At 71.1% G+C, this 23965-nt stretch carries 20 protein-coding genes; 4 read left to right on the plus strand and 16 right to left on the minus strand.

The window, feature by feature from the left end; genetic code table 11:
* Positions 1 to 72: 72 nt before the first annotated feature.
* From ACFU3E_RS36005 to rsmH, 16 genes are all read right to left on the minus strand, one after another.
* Complete coding sequence (locus ACFU3E_RS36005) at positions 73 to 1194, minus strand: DivIVA domain-containing protein (RefSeq protein ID WP_384168268.1); 1122 nt, start codon at positions 1192 to 1194, stop codon at positions 73 to 75.
* Between the two features lie 56 nt (positions 1195 to 1250).
* Complete coding sequence (locus ACFU3E_RS36010; RefSeq protein WP_030248691.1) at positions 1251 to 1535, minus strand: YggT family protein; 285 nt, start codon at positions 1533 to 1535, stop codon at positions 1251 to 1253.
* A 59-nt stretch (positions 1536 to 1594) separates the two neighbouring features.
* The gene (locus tag ACFU3E_RS36015) at positions 1595 to 2236 is read right to left on the minus strand and encodes a cell division protein SepF (protein WP_031131999.1); all 642 of its coding nucleotides are present in this window, start codon (positions 2234 to 2236) and stop codon (positions 1595 to 1597) included.
* A 129-nt stretch (positions 2237 to 2365) separates the two neighbouring features.
* Entirely contained in the window at positions 2366 to 3085 is a 720-nt protein-coding gene (locus ACFU3E_RS36020; RefSeq protein ID WP_384168273.1) for a YggS family pyridoxal phosphate-dependent enzyme, read from the minus strand.
* 6 nt (positions 3086 to 3091) lie between these two features.
* Entirely contained in the window at positions 3092 to 3823 is a 732-nt protein-coding gene (gene pgeF, locus ACFU3E_RS36025; protein ID WP_384168276.1) for a peptidoglycan editing factor PgeF, read from the minus strand.
* 10 nt (positions 3824 to 3833) lie between these two features.
* The gene (gene ftsZ, locus ACFU3E_RS36030) at positions 3834 to 5027 is read right to left on the minus strand and encodes a cell division protein FtsZ (RefSeq protein WP_384168280.1); all 1194 of its coding nucleotides are present in this window, start codon (positions 5025 to 5027) and stop codon (positions 3834 to 3836) included.
* Positions 5028 to 5315: 288 nt separating this feature from the next.
* Positions 5316 to 6110: a cell division protein FtsQ/DivIB gene (locus tag ACFU3E_RS36035; RefSeq protein WP_384168283.1), complete on the minus strand. Its 795-nt coding sequence runs from the start codon at positions 6108 to 6110 to the stop codon at positions 5316 to 5318.
* 25 nt (positions 6111 to 6135) lie between these two features.
* Positions 6136 to 7233 carry an undecaprenyldiphospho-muramoylpentapeptide beta-N-acetylglucosaminyltransferase gene (murG, locus tag ACFU3E_RS36040; protein ID WP_298556071.1) on the minus strand — a complete coding sequence of 366 codons (1098 nt, stop codon included), beginning with the start codon at positions 7231 to 7233 and terminating at the stop codon, positions 6136 to 6138.
* A 6-nt stretch (positions 7234 to 7239) separates the two neighbouring features.
* Complete coding sequence (gene ftsW / locus ACFU3E_RS36045) at positions 7240 to 8604, minus strand: putative lipid II flippase FtsW (RefSeq protein ID WP_384168287.1); 1365 nt, start codon at positions 8602 to 8604, stop codon at positions 7240 to 7242.
* 135 nt (positions 8605 to 8739) lie between these two features.
* The gene (gene murD, locus ACFU3E_RS36050) at positions 8740 to 10191 is read right to left on the minus strand and encodes a UDP-N-acetylmuramoyl-L-alanine--D-glutamate ligase (RefSeq protein WP_384168290.1); all 1452 of its coding nucleotides are present in this window, start codon (positions 10189 to 10191) and stop codon (positions 8740 to 8742) included.
* The gene (gene mraY / locus ACFU3E_RS36055) at positions 10173 to 11264 is read right to left on the minus strand and encodes a phospho-N-acetylmuramoyl-pentapeptide-transferase (protein WP_384168320.1); all 1092 of its coding nucleotides are present in this window, start codon (positions 11262 to 11264) and stop codon (positions 10173 to 10175) included. Before mraY ends, murD begins: the two co-directional genes overlap by 19 nt.
* On the minus strand, positions 11264 to 12694 hold the full coding sequence (gene murF, locus ACFU3E_RS36060; RefSeq protein ID WP_384168293.1) for a UDP-N-acetylmuramoyl-tripeptide--D-alanyl-D-alanine ligase: 1431 nt from the start codon (positions 12692 to 12694) through the stop codon (positions 11264 to 11266). Before murF ends, mraY begins: the two co-directional genes overlap by 1 nt.
* A gap of 28 nt (positions 12695 to 12722) precedes the next feature.
* On the minus strand, positions 12723 to 14243 hold the full coding sequence (locus ACFU3E_RS36065) for a UDP-N-acetylmuramoyl-L-alanyl-D-glutamate--2,6-diaminopimelate ligase (RefSeq protein ID WP_384168296.1): 1521 nt from the start codon (positions 14241 to 14243) through the stop codon (positions 12723 to 12725).
* Positions 14244 to 14436: 193 nt separating this feature from the next.
* Positions 14437 to 16395: a peptidoglycan D,D-transpeptidase FtsI family protein gene (locus ACFU3E_RS36070; RefSeq protein ID WP_384168299.1), complete on the minus strand. Its 1959-nt coding sequence runs from the start codon at positions 16393 to 16395 to the stop codon at positions 14437 to 14439.
* A 5-nt stretch (positions 16396 to 16400) separates the two neighbouring features.
* The gene (locus ACFU3E_RS36075; protein ID WP_384168302.1) at positions 16401 to 16850 is read right to left on the minus strand and encodes a septum formation initiator family protein; all 450 of its coding nucleotides are present in this window, start codon (positions 16848 to 16850) and stop codon (positions 16401 to 16403) included.
* Positions 16851 to 16881: 31 nt separating this feature from the next.
* The gene (gene rsmH, locus ACFU3E_RS36080; RefSeq protein WP_384168305.1) at positions 16882 to 17838 is read right to left on the minus strand and encodes a 16S rRNA (cytosine(1402)-N(4))-methyltransferase RsmH; all 957 of its coding nucleotides are present in this window, start codon (positions 17836 to 17838) and stop codon (positions 16882 to 16884) included.
* A 408-nt stretch (positions 17839 to 18246) separates the two neighbouring features.
* Between rsmH and ACFU3E_RS36085 the strand changes: the two genes are divergently transcribed.
* The 4 genes from ACFU3E_RS36085 to ACFU3E_RS36100 all read left to right on the plus strand — a co-directional run bounded on the left by ACFU3E_RS36085 (position 18247) and on the right by ACFU3E_RS36100 (position 23927).
* On the plus strand, positions 18247 to 18798 hold the full coding sequence (locus ACFU3E_RS36085; RefSeq protein WP_384168308.1) for a beta-class carbonic anhydrase: 552 nt from the start codon (positions 18247 to 18249) through the stop codon (positions 18796 to 18798).
* Between the two features lie 301 nt (positions 18799 to 19099).
* Positions 19100 to 20173 (plus strand): AAA family ATPase, encoded by a 1074-nt coding sequence (locus tag ACFU3E_RS36090; protein ID WP_384168311.1) that lies wholly within the window; start codon positions 19100 to 19102, stop codon positions 20171 to 20173.
* Positions 20173 to 21534 carry a DUF58 domain-containing protein gene (locus ACFU3E_RS36095; RefSeq protein ID WP_384168314.1) on the plus strand — a complete coding sequence of 454 codons (1362 nt, stop codon included), beginning with the start codon at positions 20173 to 20175 and terminating at the stop codon, positions 21532 to 21534. The genes ACFU3E_RS36090 and ACFU3E_RS36095 overlap by 1 nt, the downstream gene beginning before the upstream one ends.
* A complete protein-coding gene (locus ACFU3E_RS36100; protein ID WP_384168317.1) occupies positions 21534 to 23927 on the plus strand; it encodes a DUF3488 and DUF4129 domain-containing transglutaminase family protein in 2394 nt (797 codons plus the stop codon). The genes ACFU3E_RS36095 and ACFU3E_RS36100 overlap by 1 nt, the downstream gene beginning before the upstream one ends.
* The last annotated feature ends 38 nt before the right edge of the window (positions 23928 to 23965 follow it).

A 23965-nucleotide genomic window follows, 5' to 3' on the forward strand; every position in this document is an offset into this window, starting at 1 on the left:
CCCCGGGTGGGAACCCGGGGCCTCGCCCTGAACGCTGCCGACGTCTATGCCGTACTACTGGCCATCAGGCCGTCAGTTGTCATCCTCGTCGATCAGGAAGCCCCGCATCGGCGAGGGCGCCTGCCCCATCTGGGACGGGCCCTGCGGGCGTACCGGCGCCATCGGCTGGGTCATCGCCGGCGACATCTGCTGCTGACCGCCGTAGGACGGACCGGACGGCGACGGGGCGCCGCCCATCGTCTGGTTGCCACCGCCGTACGACGGGGCACTCGCGCCGGCCGGAGCCATGGAAGGCGCCGGGGACGGCGGGAGGGACGCGGTCGCCGGAGTGCGCGGCGGGGCCAGCGAGTCGTCGGCCTGGGTCTCCAGCTGACGCAGCTGCGACTCCAGGTACGACTTCAGGCGCGTGCGGTACTCGCGCTCGAAGCCGCGCAGGTCCTCGACCTTGCGCTCCAGCGTGGCGCGGGCGGACTCCAGGGAGCCCATCGCGACACGGTGCTTCTCCTGCGCGTCCCGCTCCAGGGCGTCGGCCTTGGCACGGGCGTCACGCTCCAGACCCTCGGCACGCGAACGCGCCTCGCCGACGATCTTGTTGGCCTCGGAGCGAGCCTCGGCGATCGCCTGGTCGGCGGTCTGCTGGGCCAGCGAGAGGACACGGGCGGCGCTGTCGCCACCGGGGCCTCCCTGGCCGGGGCCGCCCATCGGGCCGGGGCCGCCCATGGGGCCGCCCATCTGCTGCTGCATCGGGGGCTGGCCCATCGGACCCGGACCCTGGCCCATCGGGCCGGGACCCTGGGGTCCACCCTGACCGCCGGGACCGGCGGGCAGCTGCGGGGCACCGCTCGGCAGCTGGGGCGGGCCACCCATGGGGCCACCCATCTGCTGCTGCGGCGGGCCCGATATGCCGGCGGGGACGGGACCACCAGGACCGCGCATGCCCTGTTGCTGTTGCTGTTGCTGTTGCTGCTGATCCTGCTGCGGCTCCGGAGGCTTGCGCATGTTCTGCTGGTTCTGCGCAGCAGCGCGCGTGGCCGCGGCCAGTTTGGCGCGCAGGTCCTCGTTCTCGCGGAGCAGGCGGGTCAGTTCGGCTTCGACCTCGTCGAGGAAGGCATCGACCTCGTCCTCGTCATAGCCTTCTCGGAGGCGGACGGTCGTGAACTGCTTGTTCCGCACGTCCTCGGGGGTCAACGGCATCTCTTCACCTCAACGTAGTCGTCGGCATTCGGCAAGACGGTAGGTCACATCGCTCATCACAGCCGGCTCACGATCGAGATCAGGATGTAGACGATGATCATCAGTACGAAGAAGGACAGGTCGAGCGCCACGCCCCCGAGACGCAGCGGCGGAATGACCCGCCGCAAGAGCTTGAGCGGTGGATCGGTGACAGTGTAGGTGGCCTCGAGAACGACCACCATCGCCTTGCCGGGTTGCCATGAGCGGGCGAACTGGAAGACATAGTCCATGACCAACCGGAAGATGAGCACGATGAGGAAGCACATCAGCGCGATGTAGACGACATCAAGAACCACGCTCATGATCTCTTGCTTCCCTCTCCCCTGTGCCTTACTCGGTACTGCTGTTCCGGTGGTGCGTCTCAGCTCTGGTTGAAGAACCCGCCCTCTGCGATGCGGGCCTTGTCCTCCGCCGTGACATCGACGTTAGCAGGCGACAACAGGAACACCTTCTGCGTCACCCGCTCGATACTGCCGTGAAGACCAAACACCAGACCAGCCGCAAAGTCGACAAGTCGCTTCGCATCTGTGTCATCCATCTCAGTCAGATTCATGATCACCGGGGTGCCTTCACGGAAGTGTTCCCCGATGGTACGGGCCTCGTTGTAGGTCCGCGGGTGAAGCGTGGTGATCCGGTAAGGCTCTCGTTCGGACACGACCTTGGGCATGATCACCGGTGCGTTCTTCTCCAGGCTTGCGCGTTCTTGTGTGATAGACGCCACGGGCGCGATGCGCGCCGGGCGGCTGGATTCCGCGGGGAGCGAAGCGGAGCGGGCGGCCGGTTCGCGAGGCGCGGGCGGCTGTACGACGCGCACCTCTTCGTCCCTTTGGGACTGATGTGAGACGTGCGACTGGTGGGACGGCTCATGCCGTCGGTGATCCCGCTCGGGCTCCGGGTCCAGTTCGGGTTCGAAGTCGTCGTCGGGGTCGAATCCGCGGCCGTCGTACCCATCGTCCTCCACGAGGCCGAGGTAGACCGCCATCTTGCGCATCGCGCCGGCCATGCTCTGAGTCCTCCGCTCTGTGGTGGATCGGCTGACGACTGCCAAGTGCCCGCGATCCACGAGGTCCTTGAATCCGCCTATTGGCGGCAATGACCATATTTTCTGCTGTGGTCCGACTTCTTGGCGACGTTACCCGAGCCTGGGGCGGACTCCGAGTACCGCGCTGCCGACGCGCACATGTGTCGCTCCGGCCGTCACGGCCTGTTCGAGGTCCGTACTCATCCCTGCCGAGACCATGGTGGCAGCCGGATGACTGCGGCGCAGGTCGGTCGACAAAACCATCAACCGCTCGAAGGCAGCCTGTTCGCGTCCCGCGTACTCCCCCGTGAGCGGCGCGACGGTCATCAGTCCGTCGAGCCGGAGCCCCGGGGCCCCGGCCACGAGATCGGCCAACTCCCCGATTCCGCCGGGCCCCACACCTCCCCGCTCGCCCCGGCCGCTCTCACCGGCGTCGAGTGCGACCTGGAGGAGACATCCCAGTTCGCGCCCGGCCCGGACGGCCTCCTTCGACAGAGCGGTGACGAGCTTGGAACGGTCGACAGACTGCACGAAGTCCGCGTAACCGGCCACCGATCGCACCTTGTTGGTCTGGAGTTGACCCACGAAGTGCCATGTGAGGGGCAGATCCGAGCAGGCCTCGGCCTTGGGGGCCGCGTCCTGGTCGCGGTTCTCGGCGACGTGCCGCACGCCGAGCTCCGCGAGGATCCGCACATCGCTCGCGGGGTAGGTCTTGGTGACCACGATCAGGGTCACCTCGTCACGTGCCCGCCCCGCGGCCGCGCACGCATCGGCGATGCGCCGTTCCACCTTCGCCAGATTCGCGGCGAGTTCGTCCTTGCGGTCCGTCATGCCCTATCAGTCCAGCCACACATAACCCGCGAGCCGACCGGTGGTGCGGTCGCGGCGGTACGAGAAGTGATCGCGCGACTCCAGCGTGCACACCGGCGACTGCTCCCGGTCGCACACCCCGAGCCGCTCCAGCTGGGCGTGCACACCTGCGCTCACGTCGACCGCCGGAGTGCCCCATCTCGTCTCGGCGTACGCCGCCGGCTCGACGGCGGACACCTCGGCGCGCATCGCCTCGGGCACTTCGTAACACCGGCCGCACACGGTGGGCCCGGTGCGGGCGACGATCCGGGAGGGCTCGGCGCCCAGTTCCGTCATCGCGCGCAGCGCGGCCGGGACGACTCCGGCGATCATGCCGGGCCGGCCCGCGTGGGCGGCTGCGGCGACCCCGGCGACGGGGTCGGCCAGCAGCACCGGCACGCAGTCGGCGGTGAGCACGGCGAGGGCGAGCCCCCGGCGCGTGGTGACGATCGCGTCGACCGACGGCATCGCGGTCGAAGATCCCCACGGCCCGTCCACCACCGCCACGTCGGCCCCGTGCACCTGGTTCATCCAGACGACCCGGTCCGGCTCGACGTCCAGGGACTTGGCGGCCAGGTCCCGGTTGGTGCGTACGGCGTCGGGATCGTCGCCGACCGCTCCGCCGAGGTTGAGCTCCTCATACGGAGCGGCGCTCACCCCGCCCCACCGGTCGGTGAAGCCGAAGTGCGCGCCGCTCGCGCTTTCGCGCTGTCCTATCACGACTGAAGGATCACTTGAGGAAGTCCGGTACGTCCAGTTCCTCGGCCGCGCTGTCCGAGTAGGTCCGCGGCGCCGGCGGGACCGGCGGGGCGACCGGGATGTCCTTGACCGGCTCCGGCGCGGGCTCCGCGTCCTCCTTCGGGGTCACGCTGCCGAGCGATCCGAAGGACGGGCGGCTCTCGGTCTGCCGCACCGGGGCCGGCTCCTCGCGCTTGGCCGAGGACGAGCCGAGGACGTTGTCCCGCTTGGCGGGCGGCTGTCCGCCGTCGAAACCGGCCGCGATCACGGTGACCCGGACCTCGTCGCCGAGGGCGTCGTCGATCACCGCGCCGAAGATGATGTTGGCCTCGGGGTGGGCGGCCTCGCTCACCAGCTGGGCGGCCTCGTTGATCTCGAACAGACCGAGGTCGGAGCCACCGGAGATGGAGAGCAGCACACCGCGGGCGCCGTCGATGGACGCCTCCAGCAGCGGCGAGGAGATCGCCATCTCGGCGGCGGCCACCGCGCGGTCGTCGCCGCGGGCCGAGCCGATACCCATCAGGGCCGAGCCGGCCTCGGACATGACCGACTTGACGTCGGCGAAGTCGAGGTTGATGAGGCCCGGGGTGGTGATGAGGTCGGTGATGCCCTGGACACCGGAGAGCAGGACCTGGTCGGCCGACTTGAAGGCGTCCAGTACCGAGACCTGGCGGTCCGAGATGGACAGCAGCCGGTCGTTCGGGATGACGATGAGGGTGTCGACCTCTTCGCGGAGTTCGGCGATGCCGTCCTCGGCCTGGTTCGCGCGGCGCCGTCCCTCGAAGGTGAACGGGCGCGTGACCACACCGATGGTGAGGGCACCGAGCGAGCGGGCGATGTTGGCCACGACGGGCGCGCCGCCGGTGCCGGTGCCGCCGCCTTCACCGGCTGTCACGAAGACCATGTCGGCCCCCTTGAGGACCTCCTCGATCTCCTCGCGGTGGTCCTCGGCGGCCTTGCGGCCCACGGCCGGGTTGGCTCCGGCGCCGAGTCCGCGGGTGAGTTCACGGCCGACGTCCAGCTTGACGTCGGCGTCGCTCATCAACAGAGCTTGCGCGTCGGTGTTGATGGCGATGAACTCGACGCCCTTGAGACCGACCTCGATCATCCGGTTGATGGCATTGACACCACCGCCGCCGACACCGATGACTTTGATGACTGCGAGGTAGTTCTGCGGTGCTGCCACGTCGAAGGCCTCTCGCCTCGAGTTACGTGTCGCCGAATCAGCGCGACGCCTTGCGCCCCGCGACCCGACGACTGATGCCGAATGGGACGGTCCGTATCGCCGACCCGAACCCTAACCCTGAAGTTTAGGGTTACCAGTGTGTCTGTTCCTTGGAGTCTTCTGAACAGGACACTAAGTCGACAAGTGGCGCACGTTCAACGAACACGCCGAACCTCCCGTTTTTCTTTTCACCCTATGTGATCAGCCGTAGCACTGCCCAACCAGGGTGCTGGCCTGCGCAGATGTGCGTCAACTCCCTGATGACGCGGGCGCGGTGGGGACGCTCACGTCGAAGTACCGCGCGCCGGGCGAGGCTTTCATCAGAGCCGTGAGCGAGCGGGCCTTCGCAGCACCCTTCTCGCTGCTCCCCCAGACCACCGTGCGGCCGTCCCTCAACTCCAGTGAGATGTCGTCGTAGGAACGGACCTTGACGGTCCGTGTGCCGCGCGCGACGGCGGCCGGAACCGCGCGGGCGACGCCGACCGCCTCGCGCACCAGCCGGGACTCGCCGAAGCGGCGCAGGCTGGCGGCCGCGGAGCCGGACCGGGAGAGCCTCAATTCCAGCGCGGGAACGCCTTTCGGGGCCTGGGAAACCGTGGCGAACCGGACACCCTCATCGTCCACTTCGACGAACTTTTCGCCCTTTTGGACAATCAGAACCGGAGTCCGCTCAACCACTTTCAGGTCGATTCCCCGGGGCCAGGAACGGACCACGTCAACCGCGTCAATTCGGGGCAATTTCCGGCGCAGTCGCGTCTCGATCGCGTCGGTGTCGACGGAAATCAGCGGCTTCCCGAGGGGAACCTCCGCGGCACCCCTGACCTGAGCCGACGTCAGGACCCGGGTGCCGGACACGGAGACGTGCTCGGCGCGCAGCCAGTCGGAGCCGTAGAAGAGCCAGACCGTCGGGATGCCGAGGAAGACCACGGTGAGGCCCAGGAGGACGATCGCGCGGAGCCGGGCCCGCCTCGACCGCAGGCGGGGCGGCGGGCCGGACGACTCCTGCTGGCGTTCACCGCGCTCGGCGGTGGTCGATCCGGCCACGCTCCCTGCCTTCCGTCATACAGTCCTATCGGTGTGCACGACTGGCGGCGATCGCCTCGTACACCATGCCGACGAGCAGGTCGTCGGCGTCCCGGCGGCCGAACTCGGCGGCGGCGCGGGACATCTGGTACAGCCGGTGCGGGTCGGCGAGCACGGGCAGGACGTTCTGCTGGACCCACTCGGGGGTCAGCTCCGCGTCGTCGACCAGCAGTCCGCCGCCCGCCTTGACCACCGGCTGGGCGTTGAGCCGCTGTTCGCCGTTGCCGATGGGCAGCGGGACGTAGGCGGCCGGGAGCCCGACGGCGGAGAGTTCGGCGACGGTCATCGCGCCCGCGCGGCAGAGCATCATGTCGGCCGCGGCGTACGCGAGGTCCATCCGATCCAGGTAACTTACCGGGATGTAGGGGGGCATTCCCGGCATCTGGTGGACCTGCGGCAGTTCGTTCTTCGGGCCGACCGCGTGCAGGATCTGGATTCCGGCCTGCTGGAGCCAGGGCGCGACCTGCTGGACGACCTCGTTCAGCCGGCGGGCGCCCTGGGAGCCGCCGGTGACCAGCAGCGTGGGCAGGTTCGGGTCGAGCCCGAACGCGGCCCGGGCCTCGGGGCGCACGGCGGCCCGGTCGAGCGTGGCGATGGAACGGCGCAGCGGGATGCCGATGTAACGGGCGCCGCGCAGCTTGCTGTCGGGCGTGGAGACGGCGACCTGGCTGGCGTACCGCGAGCCGATCTTGTTGGCCAGGCCCGGCCGGGCGTTGGCCTCGTGGATCACGATCGGCACGCCCAGGCGCTTGGCCGCGAGGTAGCCGGGCAGGGCGACGTAGCCGCCGAAGCCGACCACGGCGTCCGCCCGGGTGCGCTCCAGGATCTGCTCGGTCGCCTTGATGGTGCCGCGCAGCCGGCCCGGGACGGTGATCAGCTCGGGGGTGGGCTTGCGCGGCAGCGGCACGGCGGGGATCAGCGCGAGCTCGTATCCGCGCTCGGGTACGAGACGGGTCTCGAGGCCGCGCTCCGTGCCCAGGGCCGTGATGCCCACGCTCGGGTCCTGCCTGCGCAGGGCGTCCGCGAGGGCGAGCGCGGGCTCGATGTGGCCCGCGGTTCCTCCGCCGGCGAGTACGACATGCACCGAAATTCACCGCTCTCCGGACGAGCGCGCCGCCGAGGCACGCCGTCGCATCGTGTTCCATCTCCGGGGACTCCGACCGGAACCGGTGCCCCCCGCCCCCCGCTTTCTACCAAAGCGGGGTTGCCGCATCGCAAGCGCCATCCGCGCAGCGGGGTCCTGACGCGCGAAGGCGATCAGCAGCCCGATGGCGAACATGGTCGGCAGCAGGGCGGATCCTCCGTAGGAGAACAGCGGGAGGGGGACTCCGGCGATCGGCAGCAGACCGAGCACCGCACCGATGTTGATCACGGCCTGGGCCGTGATCCAGGTGGTCACGCCTCCCGCGGCATACCTCACGAAGGGGTCCTCCGAGCGTCCGGCCACGCGGATACCCGCATAGCCTAGAGCCGCGAAGAGGGCGAGTACCGACAGCGTCCCCGCCAGGCCCAGTTCCTCACCGGTGACGGCGAAGATGAAGTCGGTGTGGGCTTCGGGGAGTTGCCCCCATTTCTCCACACTCGCACCCAGTCCGGAGCCAAAGATTCCGCCCGAGGCGAGGGCGTAGATCCCGTGCACGGCCTGCCAGCAGTCGACGGGCCCCGACTGGGGCTCGGTGGCGCCCAGGCACTGCAGGCGGGCCATGCGGTTGGGGCTGGTCTTGATGAGGATCAGGCCGAGGACGGCGGCGATCGACAGCACCCCGGCGAACAGGCGGGTGGGGGCACCGGCCAGCCAGAGCAGGCCGAACAGGATGGCCGTGAGGATGATCGCGGTGCCCATGTCGCCGCCGATCATGATCAGACCGAGCAGCATGAAGGCCGCCGGCACCAGCGGCACGAGCATGTGCTTCCACTGGCTCAGCAGCTTCTTGTCCTGCTTGCGGGCGAGCAGGTCCGCGCCCCACAGCACGAGGGCGAGCTTGCCGAACTCGCTGGGCTGGATCTGGAAGGAGCCGCCGAGGGCGATCCAGTTCTGGTTGCCGTTGACCGACACCCCTATCCCGGGGATCTGCACCAGGACCATGAGGAAGACGGCGCCCGCGAGGATGGGGTAGGCCAGCGCGCGGTGCAGTTTCACCGGCATCCGTGACGCGGCGAGCAGCAGGCCGGCGCCGATCGCCGCCGCGAGCAGCTGCTTGCGGAAGAAGTACGAGCCCGGCAGCGACATCTGCAGCGCGGTGATCTGGGACGCCGAGTAGACCATCACCAGCCCCAGCACGGTGATCAGCAGACTGCCGCCGAGGATCAGGTAGTAGGCGGTCAGCGGCCGGTCCCAGCCCTTGCGCGCGCGGGTGTAGAGACTCAGGACGCGGTTCTCACGCGCGAGCCGGGGCGCGACGGGGCGCTTGGGGGCTCGCGGGGTCGGAGGCCGTCCGGTGCGGCTGGTGGGCATCGCCGCTCACCCTGCCATGCCGGAGGGGAGCGTTGCGCGGTGAACGCCCCCCGGCCGCTCGGGCACCAGCCACATCCGTGTCACGCGTCCCTCCCAGGTACGCCCGGCACCGCCGCCGGGCGAGGCGGACCCGGGTCAGCCGTCGACGGAGCCGAGCTCACGGACGGCGTCCGCGAAAGCGTCCCCGCGCTTGTTGTAGTTGGCGAACATGTCCATGGAGGCACAGGCCGGGGCCAGCAGCACCGTGTCGCCCGGGTGAGCGAGTTTCCGCGCCTCCTGGACCGCCGCGCGCATCGCCCCAGTGTCGGTCCGGTCGAGGTCGACGACGGGTACCTGCGGGGCGTGTCGCGCGAGGGCTTCCCGGATGAGCGCGCGGTCCGCGCCGATCAGCACGGCGCCCCGCAGCCGCTTCGCCGACCTGGCGACCAGTTCGTCGAAGGCCGCGCCCTTGGCGAGCCCGCCCGCGATCCACACGATCGGCTCGTACGCCGCCAACGAGGCTTCCGCGGCATGCGTGTTGGTGGCCTTGGAGTCGTCGACGTACGCGACACCGTCCACGTCCGCCACGTGCGCGATGCGGTGCGCGTCCGGGGTGAACGCCCGCAGGCCGTCCCGTACGGCTCTGGCGGGCACGCCGTAGGCGCGGGCGAGGGCCGCCGCCGCGAGGGCGTTGGCGATGTTGTGCGGGGCCGGCGGGTTGACGTCGGCGACCTCGGCGAGTTCCTGGGCGTTCTTCTGCCGGTTCTCGACGAAGGCGCGGTCGACCAGGATGCCCTCCACGACGCCGAGTTGGGACGGCGCCGGGGTGCCGAGGGTGAAGCCGACGGCCCGGCAGCCCTCCTCGACGTCGGCCGCGCGGACCAGGTCCTCGGTGGACGGCTTGTCGGTGGCGTCCACGTTGTAGACGCAGGCGACACGATTGCCCTCGTAGATGCGGCCCTTGTCGGCGGCGTACGCCTCCATGGAGCCGTGCCAGTCGAGATGGTCGGGGGCGAGGTTGAGCACGGCGGCCGAGTGGGCGCGCAGGGACGGCGCCCAGTGCAGCTGGTAGCTGGACAGCTCCACGGCCAGGACGTCGTACCGCTCCTCGCCGAGTACCGCGTCCAGGAGGGAGACGCCGATGTTGCCGACGGCGGCCGTGCGCAGGCCCGCTGCCTCCAGGATCGACGCCAGCATCTGGACGGTGGTGGTCTTGCCGTTGGTGCCGGTGACGGCGAGCCAGGGAGCGGCGTCGGGGCCGCGCAGGCGCCAGGCCAGTTCGACGTCGCCCCAGACGGGGACGCCCGCCTGCTCCGCCGCCGCGAACAGCGGTTTGTCCGGCTGCCAGCCGGGCGCGGTGACGATCAACTCGGTGCCCTCCGGCAGGGTGTCGCCGTCCCCGAGGCGCACGGTGATGCCGAGCGCCTCCAGGTCGGCCGCCTGCGCCCGCGCGCGCTCGTCGGCGCCGTCGTTGACGACCGTGACGGTCGCGCCGAGTGCGTGCAGCACCTTGGCCGCCGGGACGCCGGAGACGCCGAGCCCGGCGACGGTGACGTGCTTGCCCTGGAAGTCGAAGGGCTCCGAGGAGGTCACTTGTCCGCTGCCCATCCCGCATAGAAGAGGCCAAGTCCGACGATCACACAGATGCCCTGGATGATCCAGAAGCGGACCACCACAAGGACCTCGGACCAGCCTTTGAGTTCGAAGTGGTGCTGGAGTGGCGCCATCCGGAAGACGCGCTTGCCGGTGAGGCGGAAGGAGCCGACCTGGATCACCACGGACATGGTGATCAGGACGAACAGGCCGCCGAGGATGGCGAGCAGCAGCTCGGTGCGCGAGCAGATCGCGAGGCCGGCGAGCACGCCGCCGAGCGCGAGCGACCCGGTGTCACCCATGAAGATCTTGGCCGGCGAGGTGTTCCACCACAGGAAGCCGAGGCAGGCACCCATCAGCGCGGAGGCCACCACCGCGAGGTCGAGGGGGTCCCGCACCTCGTAACACGCGCCCGGATTGGTCAGCGTCCGCGCGTTGGCGCAGGACTCCTGGAACTGCCAGACGCCGATGAAGGTGTAGGCACCGAAGACGAGCACCGAGGCGCCGGTGGCCAGACCGTCCAGACCGTCGGTCAGATTCACGCCGTTCGACATCGCCAGAATCATGAACAGCGCCCAGACCACGAACAGCACGGGGCCGATCGTCCAGCCGAAGTCCGTGATGAACGACAGCTTGGTCGAGGCCGGGGTGTTGCCGCGGTTGTCCGCGAACTGCAGGGACAGCACCGCGAAACTGATGCCGACGATCAGCTGGCCGGCCATCTTCGCCTTGGCGCGCAGGCCGAGCGAACGCCGCTTGACGATCTTGATGTAGTCGTCGAGGAAGCCCACCAGGCCCATGCCGACCATCAGGCCGAGCACCAGCAGGCCCGAGAAGGTCGGCGCCGCGTCGACGTCCGGGTCCAGATAGCCCGTGATCACCTTGGCCAGGAAGTACGCGGCGACCGTCGCGAAGATGAAAGCGATACCGCCCATCGTCGGCGTACCGCGCTTGCTGGCGTGCTCGCGCGGGCCGTCGTCGCGGATGTACTGGCCGTAGCCCTTGCGGGCCAGGAGCTTGATCAGCAGCGGGGTGCCGACCAGCGTCAGGAAGAGGCCAATGACTCCTGCGAACAGGATCTGCTTCATCATCGGGCGGAAACCTCACCCTCGGCACCGGTCTCGAGCAGCGCCTGGGCAACGCTCTCGAGGCCGACCGAACGGGACGCCTTCACGAGTACGACGTCCCCCGGGCGCAACTCGCTGCGCAACAGGTCGACCGCCGCCTGTGCGTCGGACACGTGCACCGACTCCTCACCCCACGAACCCTCGTTATATGCGCCCAGTTGCAGCCAGGCGGCTTCCCTGCCACCGACCGCGACGAGCTTGCTGACGTTGAGTCGGACGGCGAGCCGTCCGACCGCGTCGTGCTCGGCGAGAGCCTCGTCCCCGAGCTCGGCCATCTTGCCGAGCACCGCCCACGTACGGCCCCCCTTTGCCTGTGAGGCTGTGCCCATGGCCGCGAGCGCGCGCAGAGCGGCTCGCATGGACTCGGGGTTCGCGTTGTAGGCGTCGTTGACGACCGTCACGCCGTCCGGGCGCTCGGTGACCTCCATCCGCCAGCGGGAGAGGGAGCCCGCCTCGGAGAGCGCGACGGCGATCTCGTCAGCGGACATGCCCAGTTCGTGGGCGACGGCGGCCGCGGCGAGCGCGTTCGACACGTGGTGCTCACCGTACAGGCGCATGGTCACATCGCTTGCACCGGAGGGTGTGTGAAGCCTGAACGAGGGCTGTCCGGTGTCCGTGAGTCGCACGTTCTCTGCGCGAACGTCCGCTTCGCCGGACTCTCCGAAAAAGAGCACCTTCGCCTTCGTACGGGTGGCCATGGCCCGTACGAAGGGGTCGTCCGCGTTGAGGATCGCGGTGCCGCCCTCGGCCTCGGACGGCAGCGCCTCGACGAGTTCGCCCTTGGCCTGCGCGATCTGCTCGCGGCCGCCGAACTCGCCGATGTGGGCGCTGCCGACGTTGAGGACGAGACCGACCTTCGGGGGCGTCAGACCGGTGAGGTAGCGGATGTGCCCGATACCGCGGGCGCCCATCTCCAGGACGAGGAACCTCGTCTCCTCGGTGGCACTGAGCGCGGTCAGCGGCAGCCCGATCTCGTTGTTGAGCGAGCCGGGCGTGAACACCGTGGGCGCCTTGCGCCGGAGCACCTGCGCGATGAGGTCCTTGGTGCTGGTCTTGCCCGCCGAGCCGGTGAGGGCGACGAGGGTGGCGCCGAGGCGGCGTACTACGTGCCGCGCGAGGGCGCCGAGGGCGGCCTGGACGTCGTCCACGACGATCGCGGGCACGCCGACGGGCCGGGTGCCGAGCACGGCCACCGCTCCCGCCTCGACGACCGCCGCCGCGAAGTCGTGGCCGTCCGCGCGCTCCCCGGCGAAGGCGGCGAACAGGCTGCCCGGCCCCGCCTCCCGGGAGTCCCGGACGACCGGGCCGGTGACCTGGACGGACGGATCCGGTATGTCGTGCGTCTGCCCGCCGACGACTTCTGCGATCTCGGCGAGGGAGAGGGCGATCACAAGTTCATCCCCTGGGTCTTCTGGATTTTCATCCCTGGGTCTTCTGGATGGCTTCGCGCAGCACCTGGCGGTCGTCGAAGGGACGGATCACCCCGGCGATGTCCTGGCCCTGCTCGTGGCCCTTGCCCGCCACCAGCACGGTGTCGCCGGGTTCGGCGCGGGCGACGGCGGCGGCGATCGCGGCGGCCCGGTCCTCGAACACCTGCACCTCGCCGCGCTGGTGCGCGGGCACGGACGCCGCGCCCTGGAGCATCGTGGCGAGGATCGCGAGGGGATCCTCGGAGCGGGGGTTGTCGGAGGTCAGTGTGGCGGTGTCGGCGAGCCGGGCCGCTGCGGCACCCATGGGCTCACGCTTGTACTTGTCCCGGTCGCCGCCACAGCCGAGGACGATGTGCAGCTTGCCCTCGGTGACCTTGCGCAGGGCGCGCAGCACGGACTCGACGGCGTCGGTCTTGTGGGCGTAGTCGACGACCGCCAGGTACGGCTGTCCGGCGTCCACGCGCTCCAGACGGCCCGGCACGCCGGGTACGGCGGCGACACCGTCGGCGGCCGCCTGCGGGTCGAGGCCGGCGACGGCCAGGGCGACGATCGCGGCGAGGGTGTTGGCCACGTTGAAGGGGCCGGGCAGCGGCGACTTGGCAGCGATCCGCTCGCCCTTGGGCCCGATGACGGTGAAGGTCGAGTCCAGCCGGCCGACCTCGACGTCCTCGGCGCGCCAGTCGGCGTCCGGGTGGCCCTCGGCGGAGTAGGTGACGACCGGGACGGTGGCCTCGTTCGCCAGCCTGCGGCCGTACTCGTCATCGACGTTGACCACGCCGAGTTTGCCGCGGTCCGGCGTGAACAGCTGCGCCTTGGCCTGGAAGTAGTCCTCCATGCCGGAGTGGAACTCCATGTGTTCCGGGCTGAGGTTGGTGAAGACGCCGATGTCGAAGACGCAGCCGTCGACGCGGCCGAGCACCAGGGCGTGGCTGGAGACCTCCATGGCGACCGCGTCGACACCGCGTTCCCGCATGACGGCGAACAGGGCCTGGAGGTCGGTGGCTTCCGGGGTGGTGCGCTCGGACTTGATGCGCTCGTCGCCGATGCGCATCTCGACCGTGCCGATCAGGCCGGTGGACCTGATCGTCTTCAGACCGCCCTCGACGAGGTAGGCGGTGGTGGTCTTGCCGGAGGTGCCGGTGATGCCGATCTGGAGCAGGTCCCGGCCGGGGTGGCCGTAGATCGTGGCGGCCAGCTCGCCCATCTGCGCGCGCGGGTCGTCGACGACCAGGACCGGCAGGCCGGACGCGGCGGCGCGCTCGGCACCCGTCGGGTCGGTCAGCACGGCGGCGGCGCCGAGTCCCGCGGCCTGGTTGACGAAATCGGCGCCGTGCAGCCGCGCCCCCGGAAGGGCGGCGTACAGGTCGCCGGGGCGCACGGCGCGTGAGTCATGGGTGATGCCCGTGACCTCGGCGGCACTCTCCGGCGTGGAAGTACCCATCTGACCGGCGAGTTCCGCGAGGGGTGTGGCGGAGACCTGAACCGGCCTGGGCGGCCCGGGGTATGTCACGGGATGGCCCTTCTGGGTGGTTTGGGACTGATCAGCGTGTGGCACGGCGGTGAGCGTACCGGGCGCACCCGCCTCCGGGCGAAGTGAGGGGCTGGAGCTGCTCTGGTTCCCGGGCTCGGGGGTGATCGTTGTCACGGAGGCGGTCCTGGTGGCTCGGTGTGGCTGAGGCTGATCAGGGCGGGTCGGCCCTGAATCACTGTGTGAAGGAGACGGGCAGCTTCGCGGGCTTGGCGCCGGTCGGCGGGACCTGGAGGGACTTCAGTGCGAACTCCATGACCTTCTTGTAGACGGGTCCGCAGATCTGACCGCCGAAATAGCTGCCCTGGGTGGCGTTCTGGATGGCGCAGTAGACGGTGACGCGGGGCTTGTCGGCGGGCGCGAACCCGGCGAACGACGAGGTGTAGCCGTGGTACTTGCCGGTGGCCGGATCCACGCGGTTGGCGGTACCGGTCTTGCCCGCGACGCGGTAGCCGGGGATGCGCGCCTTGGTGCCGGTCCCCTCCTCGTCGTCCACGACGGACTCCAGCATCTGGGCGAGGGTCTTCGCCGTCTTGGCGCTGACGACCCGGTTCTTTTCGGGCTTCGGGGCGGGGGTGAAGCGCCCGTCGGGGCCCTTGGCGCCGCGCACGAGGGTGGGTTCGACGCGGACGCCGCCGTTGGCGATGGTCGAGTACACGGAGGCGGCCTGCATGGCGTTGATGGAGACGCCCTGGCCGAAAGGGATCGTGTACTGCTGCGAGGTCGACCACTTGTCGGGCGGGGCGAGGATGCCCTTGGTCTCGCCGGGGAAGCCGAGCCCCGTGTAGCTGCCGAGGCCGAACTTGCGCAGGTAGTCGTAGAGGACCTTGTTGGCCTGGGCCTGGGTCTTGCCGAGCTGGCCGGTGGCGAGGATGGTGCCGATGTTGCTGGACTTGGCGAGGACGCCGTTGAGCGTCAGGTACCAGGTCGGGTGGTCGATGTCGTCCTTGAAGAGCCGGTCGCCGCGGTGCAGCCGGTTGGGCACCACCACATGGGTCCCCGGGGTGGCGGCGCCCTCCTGCAGGACGGCCGCCATCGACATGACCTTGGCGGTGGAGCCGGGCTCGAAGGCGTCCTGCAGGGCGGCGTTGCCGAGGGCGGCCGGGTCGGCGTCCGACAGGTCGTTCGGATCGAAGCCGGGCGAGTTCGCCATGGCCAGGATCTGCCCGGTGCGGGTGTCCTGGACGATGACGTAGCCGCGGTCGGCCGCGGACTCCTTCACCTGCTCGCTGATGGCGTTCTGAGCGGCCCACTGGATGTCGCGGTCGATGGTGAGCTCGACGTCGCTGCCGGGGACGGCGGGTGTCTCGGTGGAGCCCGCCGTGGGCACGAGACGGCCGCCGGACTGGGCGTAGCGGATCTTGCCGTCCTTGCCGGCGAGCTGCTTGTTCAGCTGCAGCTCGATGCCGCCGCCGGGCTTGCCCTCGGCGTTGACCCAGCCCAGTATCCCCGCGGCGAGGTCGCCACCGGGGTACACACGCTTGCTGGTGGCGACGGAGAAGACGCCCGAGAGGACGTTGGGCGTGGACTTGTCGGCCTCGGCCTTCTTGGCGAGCGCCGACTTGAGGTCCTTGATCTGCTTCCAGACCTGCGGGGTCTGGCGGGAGGCCAGTTTGACGTAGCGCAGGGCCTTGTTCTTCGGCCGAAGCTTCTCGACCAGGGCTTCCTGCTCCTGACGGAGGATCGGCGCGAGGAGTGCGGCCGCCTGCTCGGGCCCGTCCGCGATCTTCAGCATGCCGGGGGCGAACATCGTGGGGTCGGCGGTGATGTCGTAGGCGTCCTCGCTGGTCGCGAGGGCCACCCCGGACCGGTCGGTGATCTCGCCCCGGTCCGCGGCCAGCACCTGCCCGACGTACCGGTTCTGCTCGGCCTTGGCGGCGTACGTGCTCGCGTCGACCGCCTGCACCTGGAACAGCCGTACGACGAAGGCGGCCAGGACCAGGGTCAGCGCGAGTCCTACCAGGCGCAGGCGGGGGCGGGGACTGCCGAGCCTCAGCGGTTTGGGAGCCGCCGGGCGGCTCTGCCCCGGCCGCCGGGCCGGACGGGCACCGGGGCCGGGACGGCGCCGGGCGTCGGGGCGGGCGGGCCTGGCGGGGCCGGGCACGCGGCGACGTGGCGGTTCCCTGTCGGACACTTCCGTCACCTGCCGGGGGTCGGAGTAGGGCCGTCGGTCATGGCCTCGGGAGCGAGGACCAGGGGGGTGTGGCCGGAGGACGGCCGGACGCCGGGGGCGGCGCCGGGAACGCCCTTGACGGTGCCGTCGGGGCCGAGGAAGGCGGGGTCGCCGCCGGGCACCATGCCGAGCTCGCGGGCGCGGCGCTGGAGGGCGTCGGGAGCGGAGTAGGCGTCGATGTCCCGCTGCAGGGCCTGCTCCTCGTCAGTGAGGTTCTTGGTCCCGCGCTGGAGGTCGTCGAGTTCGAACGCGCCCTCGCTGAGGGCCGAGTTCAGCACCAGGAGGGCGATGAGACCGCCGCCGAGGAGGAGGACGACCAGCAGGACGAAGGGTGTGCGGGCCGCCTGCCCGGGGCCGGCCGGGAGGAGCCGCGCGAGTCGGGCCGCCCTCCCCTTCAGTTCGGGTTTGCCGCTCACGCACGCTCCCTCGGTCCGGCCTGCTCACGCCTCACTCGACGTCCTCCCTGATGCGCTGGGCCCCGCGCAGCCGCGCCGGTGCCGCCCGCCGGTTCTCGGCGATCTCCTCCTCGGTGGGGAGTTCGGCACCGCGCGTGAGGAGCTTGAGCCGCGGCTGGTAGCGCTCGGGGACGACGGGCAGCCCGGGCGGCGCGGTGACGGCGGCGCCCGCCGCGAAGACCTGCTTGACCAGCCGGTCCTCCAGCGAGTGGTACGACAGCACGGCGATCCGCCCGCCCACGTCGAGCGCCTTCACCGCGGCCGGGATCGCCCGCTCCAGGACGGAGAGCTCGCCGTTGACCTCGATACGCAGGGCCTGGAAGGTGCGCTTGGCCGGGTTGCCGCCGGTGCGCTTGGCAGCCTGCGGCAGGGCGTCGCGGATCAGCTCGACCAGCCGCGCGCTGGTGGTGAACGGCTCCTTCTCCCGCTCGCGCACGATCGCGCTCACGATCCGCTTGGCCTGCTTCTCCTCGCCGTAGGCCCGCAGGATGCGCACGAGTTCGCCCGGCGGGTAGGTGTTGAGGACCTCGGCGGCGCTGACGCCGGCCGTCTGGTCCATGCGCATGTCGAGCGGGGCGTCCTGGGCGTAGGCGAAGCCGCGGTCGGCCTCGTCGAGCTGCATGGAGGACACGCCCAGGTCGAACAGAACGCCCTGCACGCGAGCGATGCCGAGCCTGTCGAGCACCTCGGGCAGTTCGTCGTAGACGGCGTGGACGAGGGTGGCACGCTCGCCGTGGGGCGCGAGGCGCTCGCCGGACAGGCGCAGGGCCTCCTTGTCGCGGTCGAGGGCGACGAGCCGGGCGTCGGGGAACCTCTCGAGGAGCGCCTCGCTGTGGCCGCCGAGGCCGAGGGTGCAGTCGACGACCACGGCGTCCGGGGCCTCCAGGGCGGGTGCCAGCAGGTCCAGGCACCGCTGGAGCATCACCGGGACGTGTCGACTCTCGCTCAAGGGGCCCTCTCAGATCCGGCGCGCCCGTACGCACCGCCGGTCCCCACCCTCCCCCGGCTTCGCTGGGGGACTCCCAGTGAACGGGGAGGCCTGCCGGCGCCGGAGGCGTCAGCCGACCGGGAGCGGGAGGAGGCCGAGCCGTACGTACGCGCCGCGCACGCGGGGAGATCTCCGGTCGTCGCCGGAGTCTCCGAAGAATCAAGTCCAGCGGGGAGAGTCTCGCCTCCCGCTTCGCGTCACTTTAGTCCACCGTGTCGCCCGGTCAATCAACCGGCCTGCGCGTCGCCGCCGTTCGCACGGAGACCGGGGCACCACTCGTGTGGGTTACCTCACAGCCGCCCCTCGGCGGCATTCTTTGTCCACTCTCACAGGAGGCCTGGACGGGGTGTGACCAGTAACGTCATACCTATGACGACTTCTGCATCGGTTCCCACAGGTTCGGAGAGCGCCATCACGACCGGTGACACGGTCACCGACCGCCTCGTCGAGGCCAACGCCCGGTACGCCGACGCCTTCGCCGACCCGGGGATGGACGCCCGGCCCGTGCTGCACGTCGCCGTCGTGGCCTGCATGGACGCCCGTCTCGACCTGCACGCGGCACTCGGCCTGGAACTCGGCGACTGCCACACGATCCGCAACGCGGGCGGCGTCGTCACCGACGACGTGATCCGCTCCCTCACCATCAGCCAGCGCAAGCTGGGCACCCGCAGCGTGGTCCTCATCCACCACACCGGCTGCGGCCTGGAGAGTCTCACCGAGGACTTCCGCAACGAACTGGAGGCCGAGGTCGGCCAGCGCCCCGCGTGGGCCGTGGAGTCCTTCCGGGACGTCGACCAGGACGTGCGGCAGTCCATGCAGCGCGTGCGCACCTCGCCGTTCGTGCCGCACACCGACGACGTGCGCGGATTCGTGTTCGACGTGAAGACCGGCCTGCTGCGGGAGGTCGACCCGGCCTCCTGACCCGGCCCACGGGCCTGGGCACTGCGGGCAGCCCGCCCCGGAACGCCACCTGCTGCAGCTGTCGAAAGTCTGTCAGTCACGCGTTCGAATGGCCGCAAGACCGACATATCGCGGCCAGTTGTCCACAGTCGAGTGACACGAAACGGTAACGGCAGCAAGAATGCGGGAGTGACGTCGCGCGGAACCTTTCACGCGTGGTGTCCGTGGTTCGGGGTGGGCCGGCCTGCGTCATGCTCGTCGGCCCGGGAAAATGGGGTATCCCGTGCTCCCCGGGAGCAAGGGAAAGGCCGAGGAGGGCCGGGTGACGACCTATGACGATCGAGGGAGCCATGGGGGTCCCCCCGCCCGAGAGTTTTCGAGGGTGGGGGATGATCTGACCGCCGTGGTGGAGCGCGTGCGGGAATCGGTGGAAAGCGTGATCGAGGGCAAGCCCGAGGTCGTACGGCTCTCACTGACCGTGCTGCTCGCCGAGGGACATCTGCTGATCGAGGACGTCCCGGGAGTCGGCAAGACGATGCTGGCCAAGGCGCTGGCGCGGTCCATCGACTGCTCGGTGCGGCGCATCCAGTTCACGCCCGACCTGCTGCCGTCGGACATCACCGGCGTGTCCATCTGGGACCAGCAGCGCCGCGACTTCGAGTTCAAGCCGGGTGCGATCTTCGCGCAGGTGGTGATCGGCGACGAGATCAACCGCGCATCGCCCAAGACGCAGTCCGCGCTCCTGGAGTCGATGGAGGAACGCCAGGTCACCATCGACGGCAAGACCCACGAGCTGCCCAGCCCCTTCATGGTGGTGGCGACGCAGAACCCGGTCGAGATGGAGGGCACCTACCCGCTGCCGGAGGCCCAGCGCGACCGCTTCATGGCCCGGGTCTCGGTCGGCTACCCCAGCGCGGAGGCCGAGCTGCAGATGCTGGACGTGCACGGCGGCGTCTCACCCCTGGAGGACCTCCAGCCCGTGGCCCACGCGCACGAGATCCTCAAGCTCGTCGAGGCGGTGCGCGGTGTCCACGTCGCCGAGCCGGTCCGGCGCTACGCGGTCGACCTGGTCGGCGCCACGCGCACGCACCCCGACCTGAGGCTCGGCGCATCCCCCCGCGCGACGCTGCACCTGCTGCGCGCGGCGAAGGCGTCAGCGGCCCTCAACGGCCGGGAGTACGCGCTGCCGGACGACGTGCAGGCCCTCGCCGTCGCGGTCCTGGCCCACCGGCTGCTGCCCACCGCGCAGGCCCAGCTCAACCGGCGCACCGCCGAGCAGGTCGTCGAGGAGATCCTGCAGCGCACCCCGGTGCCGGCGGCACAGCAGCAGAGCGGCTTCGGCGGCCTCGGCCGTACGGCGCCGGCGTATCCCCAGCAGCCGCCGCGGAGGCTGTGATGACCACCGCGGGGGCGGGGCACGCGGAAGCCGACCAGGGCGAGAAGAGCGGCATCCGCACCGCCCTGGCCGGTCTGACCACCCGCGGACGCTCCTTCCTGGCCGCCGGTGTCGCGGCCGCCATCTGCTCGTACGTGCTCGGGCAGAGCGACCTGCTGCGCGTGGGTCTGCTGCTGGCGGTGCTGCCGCTGGTGTGCGCGGCGGTGCTGTACCGCACGCGCTACCGGGTCGCCGGCAGCCGCCGGCTCTCCCCCGCGCGTGTGCCCGCCGGCAGCGAGGCCCGGGTCCACCTGCGGATGGACAACGTCTCACGGCTGCCCACGGGCCTGCTGATGCTCCAGGACCGGGTGCCGTACGTGCTCGGCCCCCGGCCCCGCTTCGTGCTCGACCGGGTGGAGGCGGGCGGCCGGCGCGAGGTGTCCTACCGGGTGCGCTCCGACCTGCGCGGCCGCTACCCGCTGGGCCCGCTCCAGCTGCGTCTGACCGACCCGTTCGGCATGTGCGAGCTGACCCGGTCCTTCTCGACGTACGACACCCTCACGGTCATCCCGCGCGTGGAGCCGCTGGCGCCGGCGCGGCTCAGCGGTGAGTCGAAGGGGTACGGCGACGGGCGGCAGCGTTCGCTCGCCCTGGCCGGCGAGGATGACGTGATCCCGCGCGGCTACCGCCACGGCGACGACCTGCGCCGCGTGCACTGGCGCTCCACAGCGCGCTACGGCGAGCTGATGGTGCGCCGCGAGGAGCAGCCGCAGCGCGCCCGCTGCACGGTGCTGCTGGACACCCGGGGCATCGCCTACCAGGGCGCGGGACCGGACTCGGCCTTCGAGTGGGCGGTTTCGGGCGCCGCGTCCGTGCTGGTGCACATGCTCGAACGGGGCTATTCGGTACGGCTCCTGACGGACACCGGCGACGCGGTGCCCGGCGAGGGCGGTGACGGCTTCGCGGGCGCCAGCCAGGAGTCGGCGGACGCGGCGGGGCTGATGATGGACACCCTCGCGGTGATCGACCACTCCGACGGCGCGGGCCTGTCCAGGGCTTACGACGTGCTACGCGGTGGGAACGAGGGGCTGCTGGTGGCCTTTCTCGGCGACCTGGACGAGGACCAGGCGGCCGTGCTGGGCCGGATGCGGCAGCGCAGCCCGGGCGCGGTCGCCTTCGTGCTGGACAGCGACACCTGGGTGCGGGAACCGAGCGACGTCGCTGGGCCGTTGGACAGGGGCGGAGACCGGTTGCGCATGCTGCGCGCGGCGGGCTGGACGGCCCTGGGGGTGCCGCGGGGCGCCGCCGTGGACGAGGTGTGGCGGCAGGCCGACCGGGAGCGCAGGGGCGTGGCCGCGGCGAGCGGCGGGGAGGGACCGTGATGAGCGGGCGGGTACGACTGACGCTGGGCGCCTGGGCGGCCACGCTGATGGCGGCGTGCGCCCTGCTGCCGCTGGTCAAGCCGGCCACGTGGATCGTGCAGGCGGCCTTCCTGCTGGCCCTGCAGTCGGGCGTGGGTGCCGCCGCCCGCAGGGTGCCGCTGGCCCGGCCGCTGACCGTTGCGGCACAGGCTCTGGTCACCGTCGCGCTGCTGACCTTCGTGTTCGCCCGCGAGCAGGCCCTGGCCGGGCTGATCCCCGGACCGCAGGCCTTCAGCCGCTTCGCGCTCCTGCTCCAGCAGGGCGGGGACGACGTCGCCCGGTACGCGATCCCGGCCCCCCTGGAGTCCGACGGCATCCGGCTGATGCTCATAGGCGGGGTCCTGATCATCGGGCTGCTGGTGGACACCCTCGCGGTGACCTTCCGCAGCGCCGCCCCGGCCGGGCTTCCCCTGCTCGCGCTGTATTCCGTGGCCGCGGGCCTGTCCGACGGGGGCACCGACTGGCTGTGGTTCCTGGTGGCGGCGGCCGGCTATCTGATGCTGCTCCTGGCCGAGGGGCGGGACCGGATCTCCCAGTGGGGCCGGGTCTTCGGCGGTGCCCCGCGCACGGCCGGCGGGGAGCCCAGCGGCGCGGTCGCCCCGGTCCGCACCGGCCGGCGCATCGGCGTGGTCGCGCTGGGCATCGCCCTGGTGGTGCCGCTCGGCCTGCCCGCGATGAACGGCGGCCTGCTGGACTCCGTGGGAGCGGGCGCGGGCGGCGGCGCGGGCGGCGGGGGCACGATCTCCGCCGTGAACCCGCTGGTGTCGCTGCGGGACAGCCTGAACACGGACGAGGACCAGCAGGTCCTGTCCGTGAAGACCGAGATGGAGGACGTCTCGGACCTGTATCTGCGGATCGTGTCCCTGGACGACTTCGACGGCACCACGTGGAAGCCGTCGAGGCGGTCCATCACCGCCGTCCCCGACGGCACCTTCCCGGCCCCGGTCGGCCTCAGCCCGGACGTCAAGCGCAGGGAGGTCGACACCACGATCTCGGCGGCCGACTGGTACGCCCAGGACTGGCTGCCCATGCCGTACCCGCCGAGCGACGTACGCATCAGCGGCAACTGGCGGTACGAGCCCCTGGGCATGACGCTGGTCGGCGACCACGGCCAGAACACCCGCGGTCTGACGTACCAGGTCAGAAGCCTGGACGTGCAGCCGACGGCCGAGCAGCTGGCCTCTGCGGGGCCGCCGCCGGCAGACATCGGGCGTGACTTCACCGAGCTGCCCGACTCACTGCCGTCGGTGGTGGGCCGCACCGCCCGCCAGGTCACCGCGGGCGCGGCCGACCCGTACGACCAGGCGGTCAAGCTCCAGGACTGGTTCGCCGTCACCGGCGGCTTCGAGTACGACACCCAGGTGCAGGTGGGCAGCGGCTCGCAGGCGATCGCCCGCTTCCTGAAGGACAAGCAGGGCTTCTGCGTGCACTTCTCCTTCGCGATGGCGGCGATGGCCCGCTCCCTGGGCATACCGGCCCGGGTCGCGGTGGGCTTCGCGCCCGGTTCCCCGCAGGCGGACGGCTCGGTGTCGGTGGGGCTGCGGGACGCGCACGCCTGGCCGGAGCTGTACTTCGAGGGCGTGGGCTGGACCCGTTTCGAGCCCACTCCGAACCGCGGCTCGATCCCGTCGTACACCCTGCCGGACACCCCGGACAGCTCGGTTCCGGACCCGGCGCGTCCGCCCCAGACGACGTCCGCCGCGCCCTCCGCGACACCGTCGGCGAGCGAGACCTGCACGACGGAGCAGAAGAAGCTGGACGGCGGCTGCGCGAGCGAGTCGCCGCAGGCGGCGCTACCCACGGACGGCGACGGTCCGAAGTGGTACGCGTTCCTGGTGTGGGCCCTCGCCGGTCTCGCCGTCCTCGCGCTCCCCCTGGCACCGATGCTGTGGCGGCAGCGGACGCGCACGGTACGGCTGGGGGCGCACGGCCGCAGTGAGCAGGACGCGGCGCTGCACACGCTGGCCGTCTGGCAGGAGCTGACCGACACGGCGTGGGACTTCGGCATCACGCCGGACGAGTCGCAGACGCCGCGCAAGGCGGCCGCCCGTATCGTCCGCCTGGGCGACCTCGACGCGACGGCCGCGGCCTCGGTGCACCGGGTGGCGAACGCGGTGGAGCAGGTGCTGTACGCCCCGCACCCCCGCCCGGCGGCGGGCCTCACGGACGACGTCCGCCGTGCGACGGCGGGCCTCGGCGCGGCGGTCAGCCGTCCGGCCAGGCTCCGCGCGCTGCTGGCGCCCCGCTCCACGGTGCGTGTGGTGTGGGCGGCGTCGGCCTGGTGGACGAGGGTCCGGGAACGCGCCGTGGCGATGCGGCCGACGTGGCGGAAGGCGTCGGGCCAGCAGGGCTGAGGGGTACGTCAGGCTCAGGCCGGCCGGCGCGGGTGCGC

Origin of the sequence: Streptomyces sp. NPDC057424, assembly GCF_042803315.1 — a bacterium.
Taxonomy (GTDB): Bacteria; Actinomycetota; Actinomycetes; order Streptomycetales; family Streptomycetaceae; genus Streptomyces.

Bases quoted from the DNA above. Each gene is read 5' to 3' on its own strand.
- ACFU3E_RS36005 (WP_384168268.1), bottom strand. From the start codon at position 1,194: ATGCCGTTGACCCCCGAGGACGTGCGGAACAAGCAGTTCACGACCGTC.
- ACFU3E_RS36010 (WP_030248691.1), bottom strand. From the start codon at position 1,535: ATGAGCGTGGTTCTTGATGTCGTCTACATCGCGCTGATGTGCTTCCTC.
- ACFU3E_RS36015 (WP_031131999.1), bottom strand. From the start codon at position 2,236: ATGGCCGGCGCGATGCGCAAGATGGCGGTCTACCTCGGCCTCGTGGAG.
- ACFU3E_RS36020 (WP_384168273.1), bottom strand. From the start codon at position 3,085: ATGACGGACCGCAAGGACGAACTCGCCGCGAATCTGGCGAAGGTGGAA.
- ftsW (WP_384168287.1), bottom strand. From the start codon at position 8,604: ATGCCCACCAGCCGCACCGGACGGCCTCCGACCCCGCGAGCCCCCAAG.
- murD (WP_384168290.1), bottom strand. From the start codon at position 10,191: ATGGGCAGCGGACAAGTGACCTCCTCGGAGCCCTTCGACTTCCAGGGC.
- mraY (WP_384168320.1), bottom strand. From the start codon at position 11,264: ATGAAGCAGATCCTGTTCGCAGGAGTCATTGGCCTCTTCCTGACGCTG.
- ACFU3E_RS36085 (WP_384168308.1), top strand. From the start codon at position 18,247: ATGACGACTTCTGCATCGGTTCCCACAGGTTCGGAGAGCGCCATCACG.
- ACFU3E_RS36095 (WP_384168314.1), top strand. From the start codon at position 20,173: ATGACCACCGCGGGGGCGGGGCACGCGGAAGCCGACCAGGGCGAGAAG.
- ACFU3E_RS36100 (WP_384168317.1), top strand. From the start codon at position 21,534: ATGAGCGGGCGGGTACGACTGACGCTGGGCGCCTGGGCGGCCACGCTG.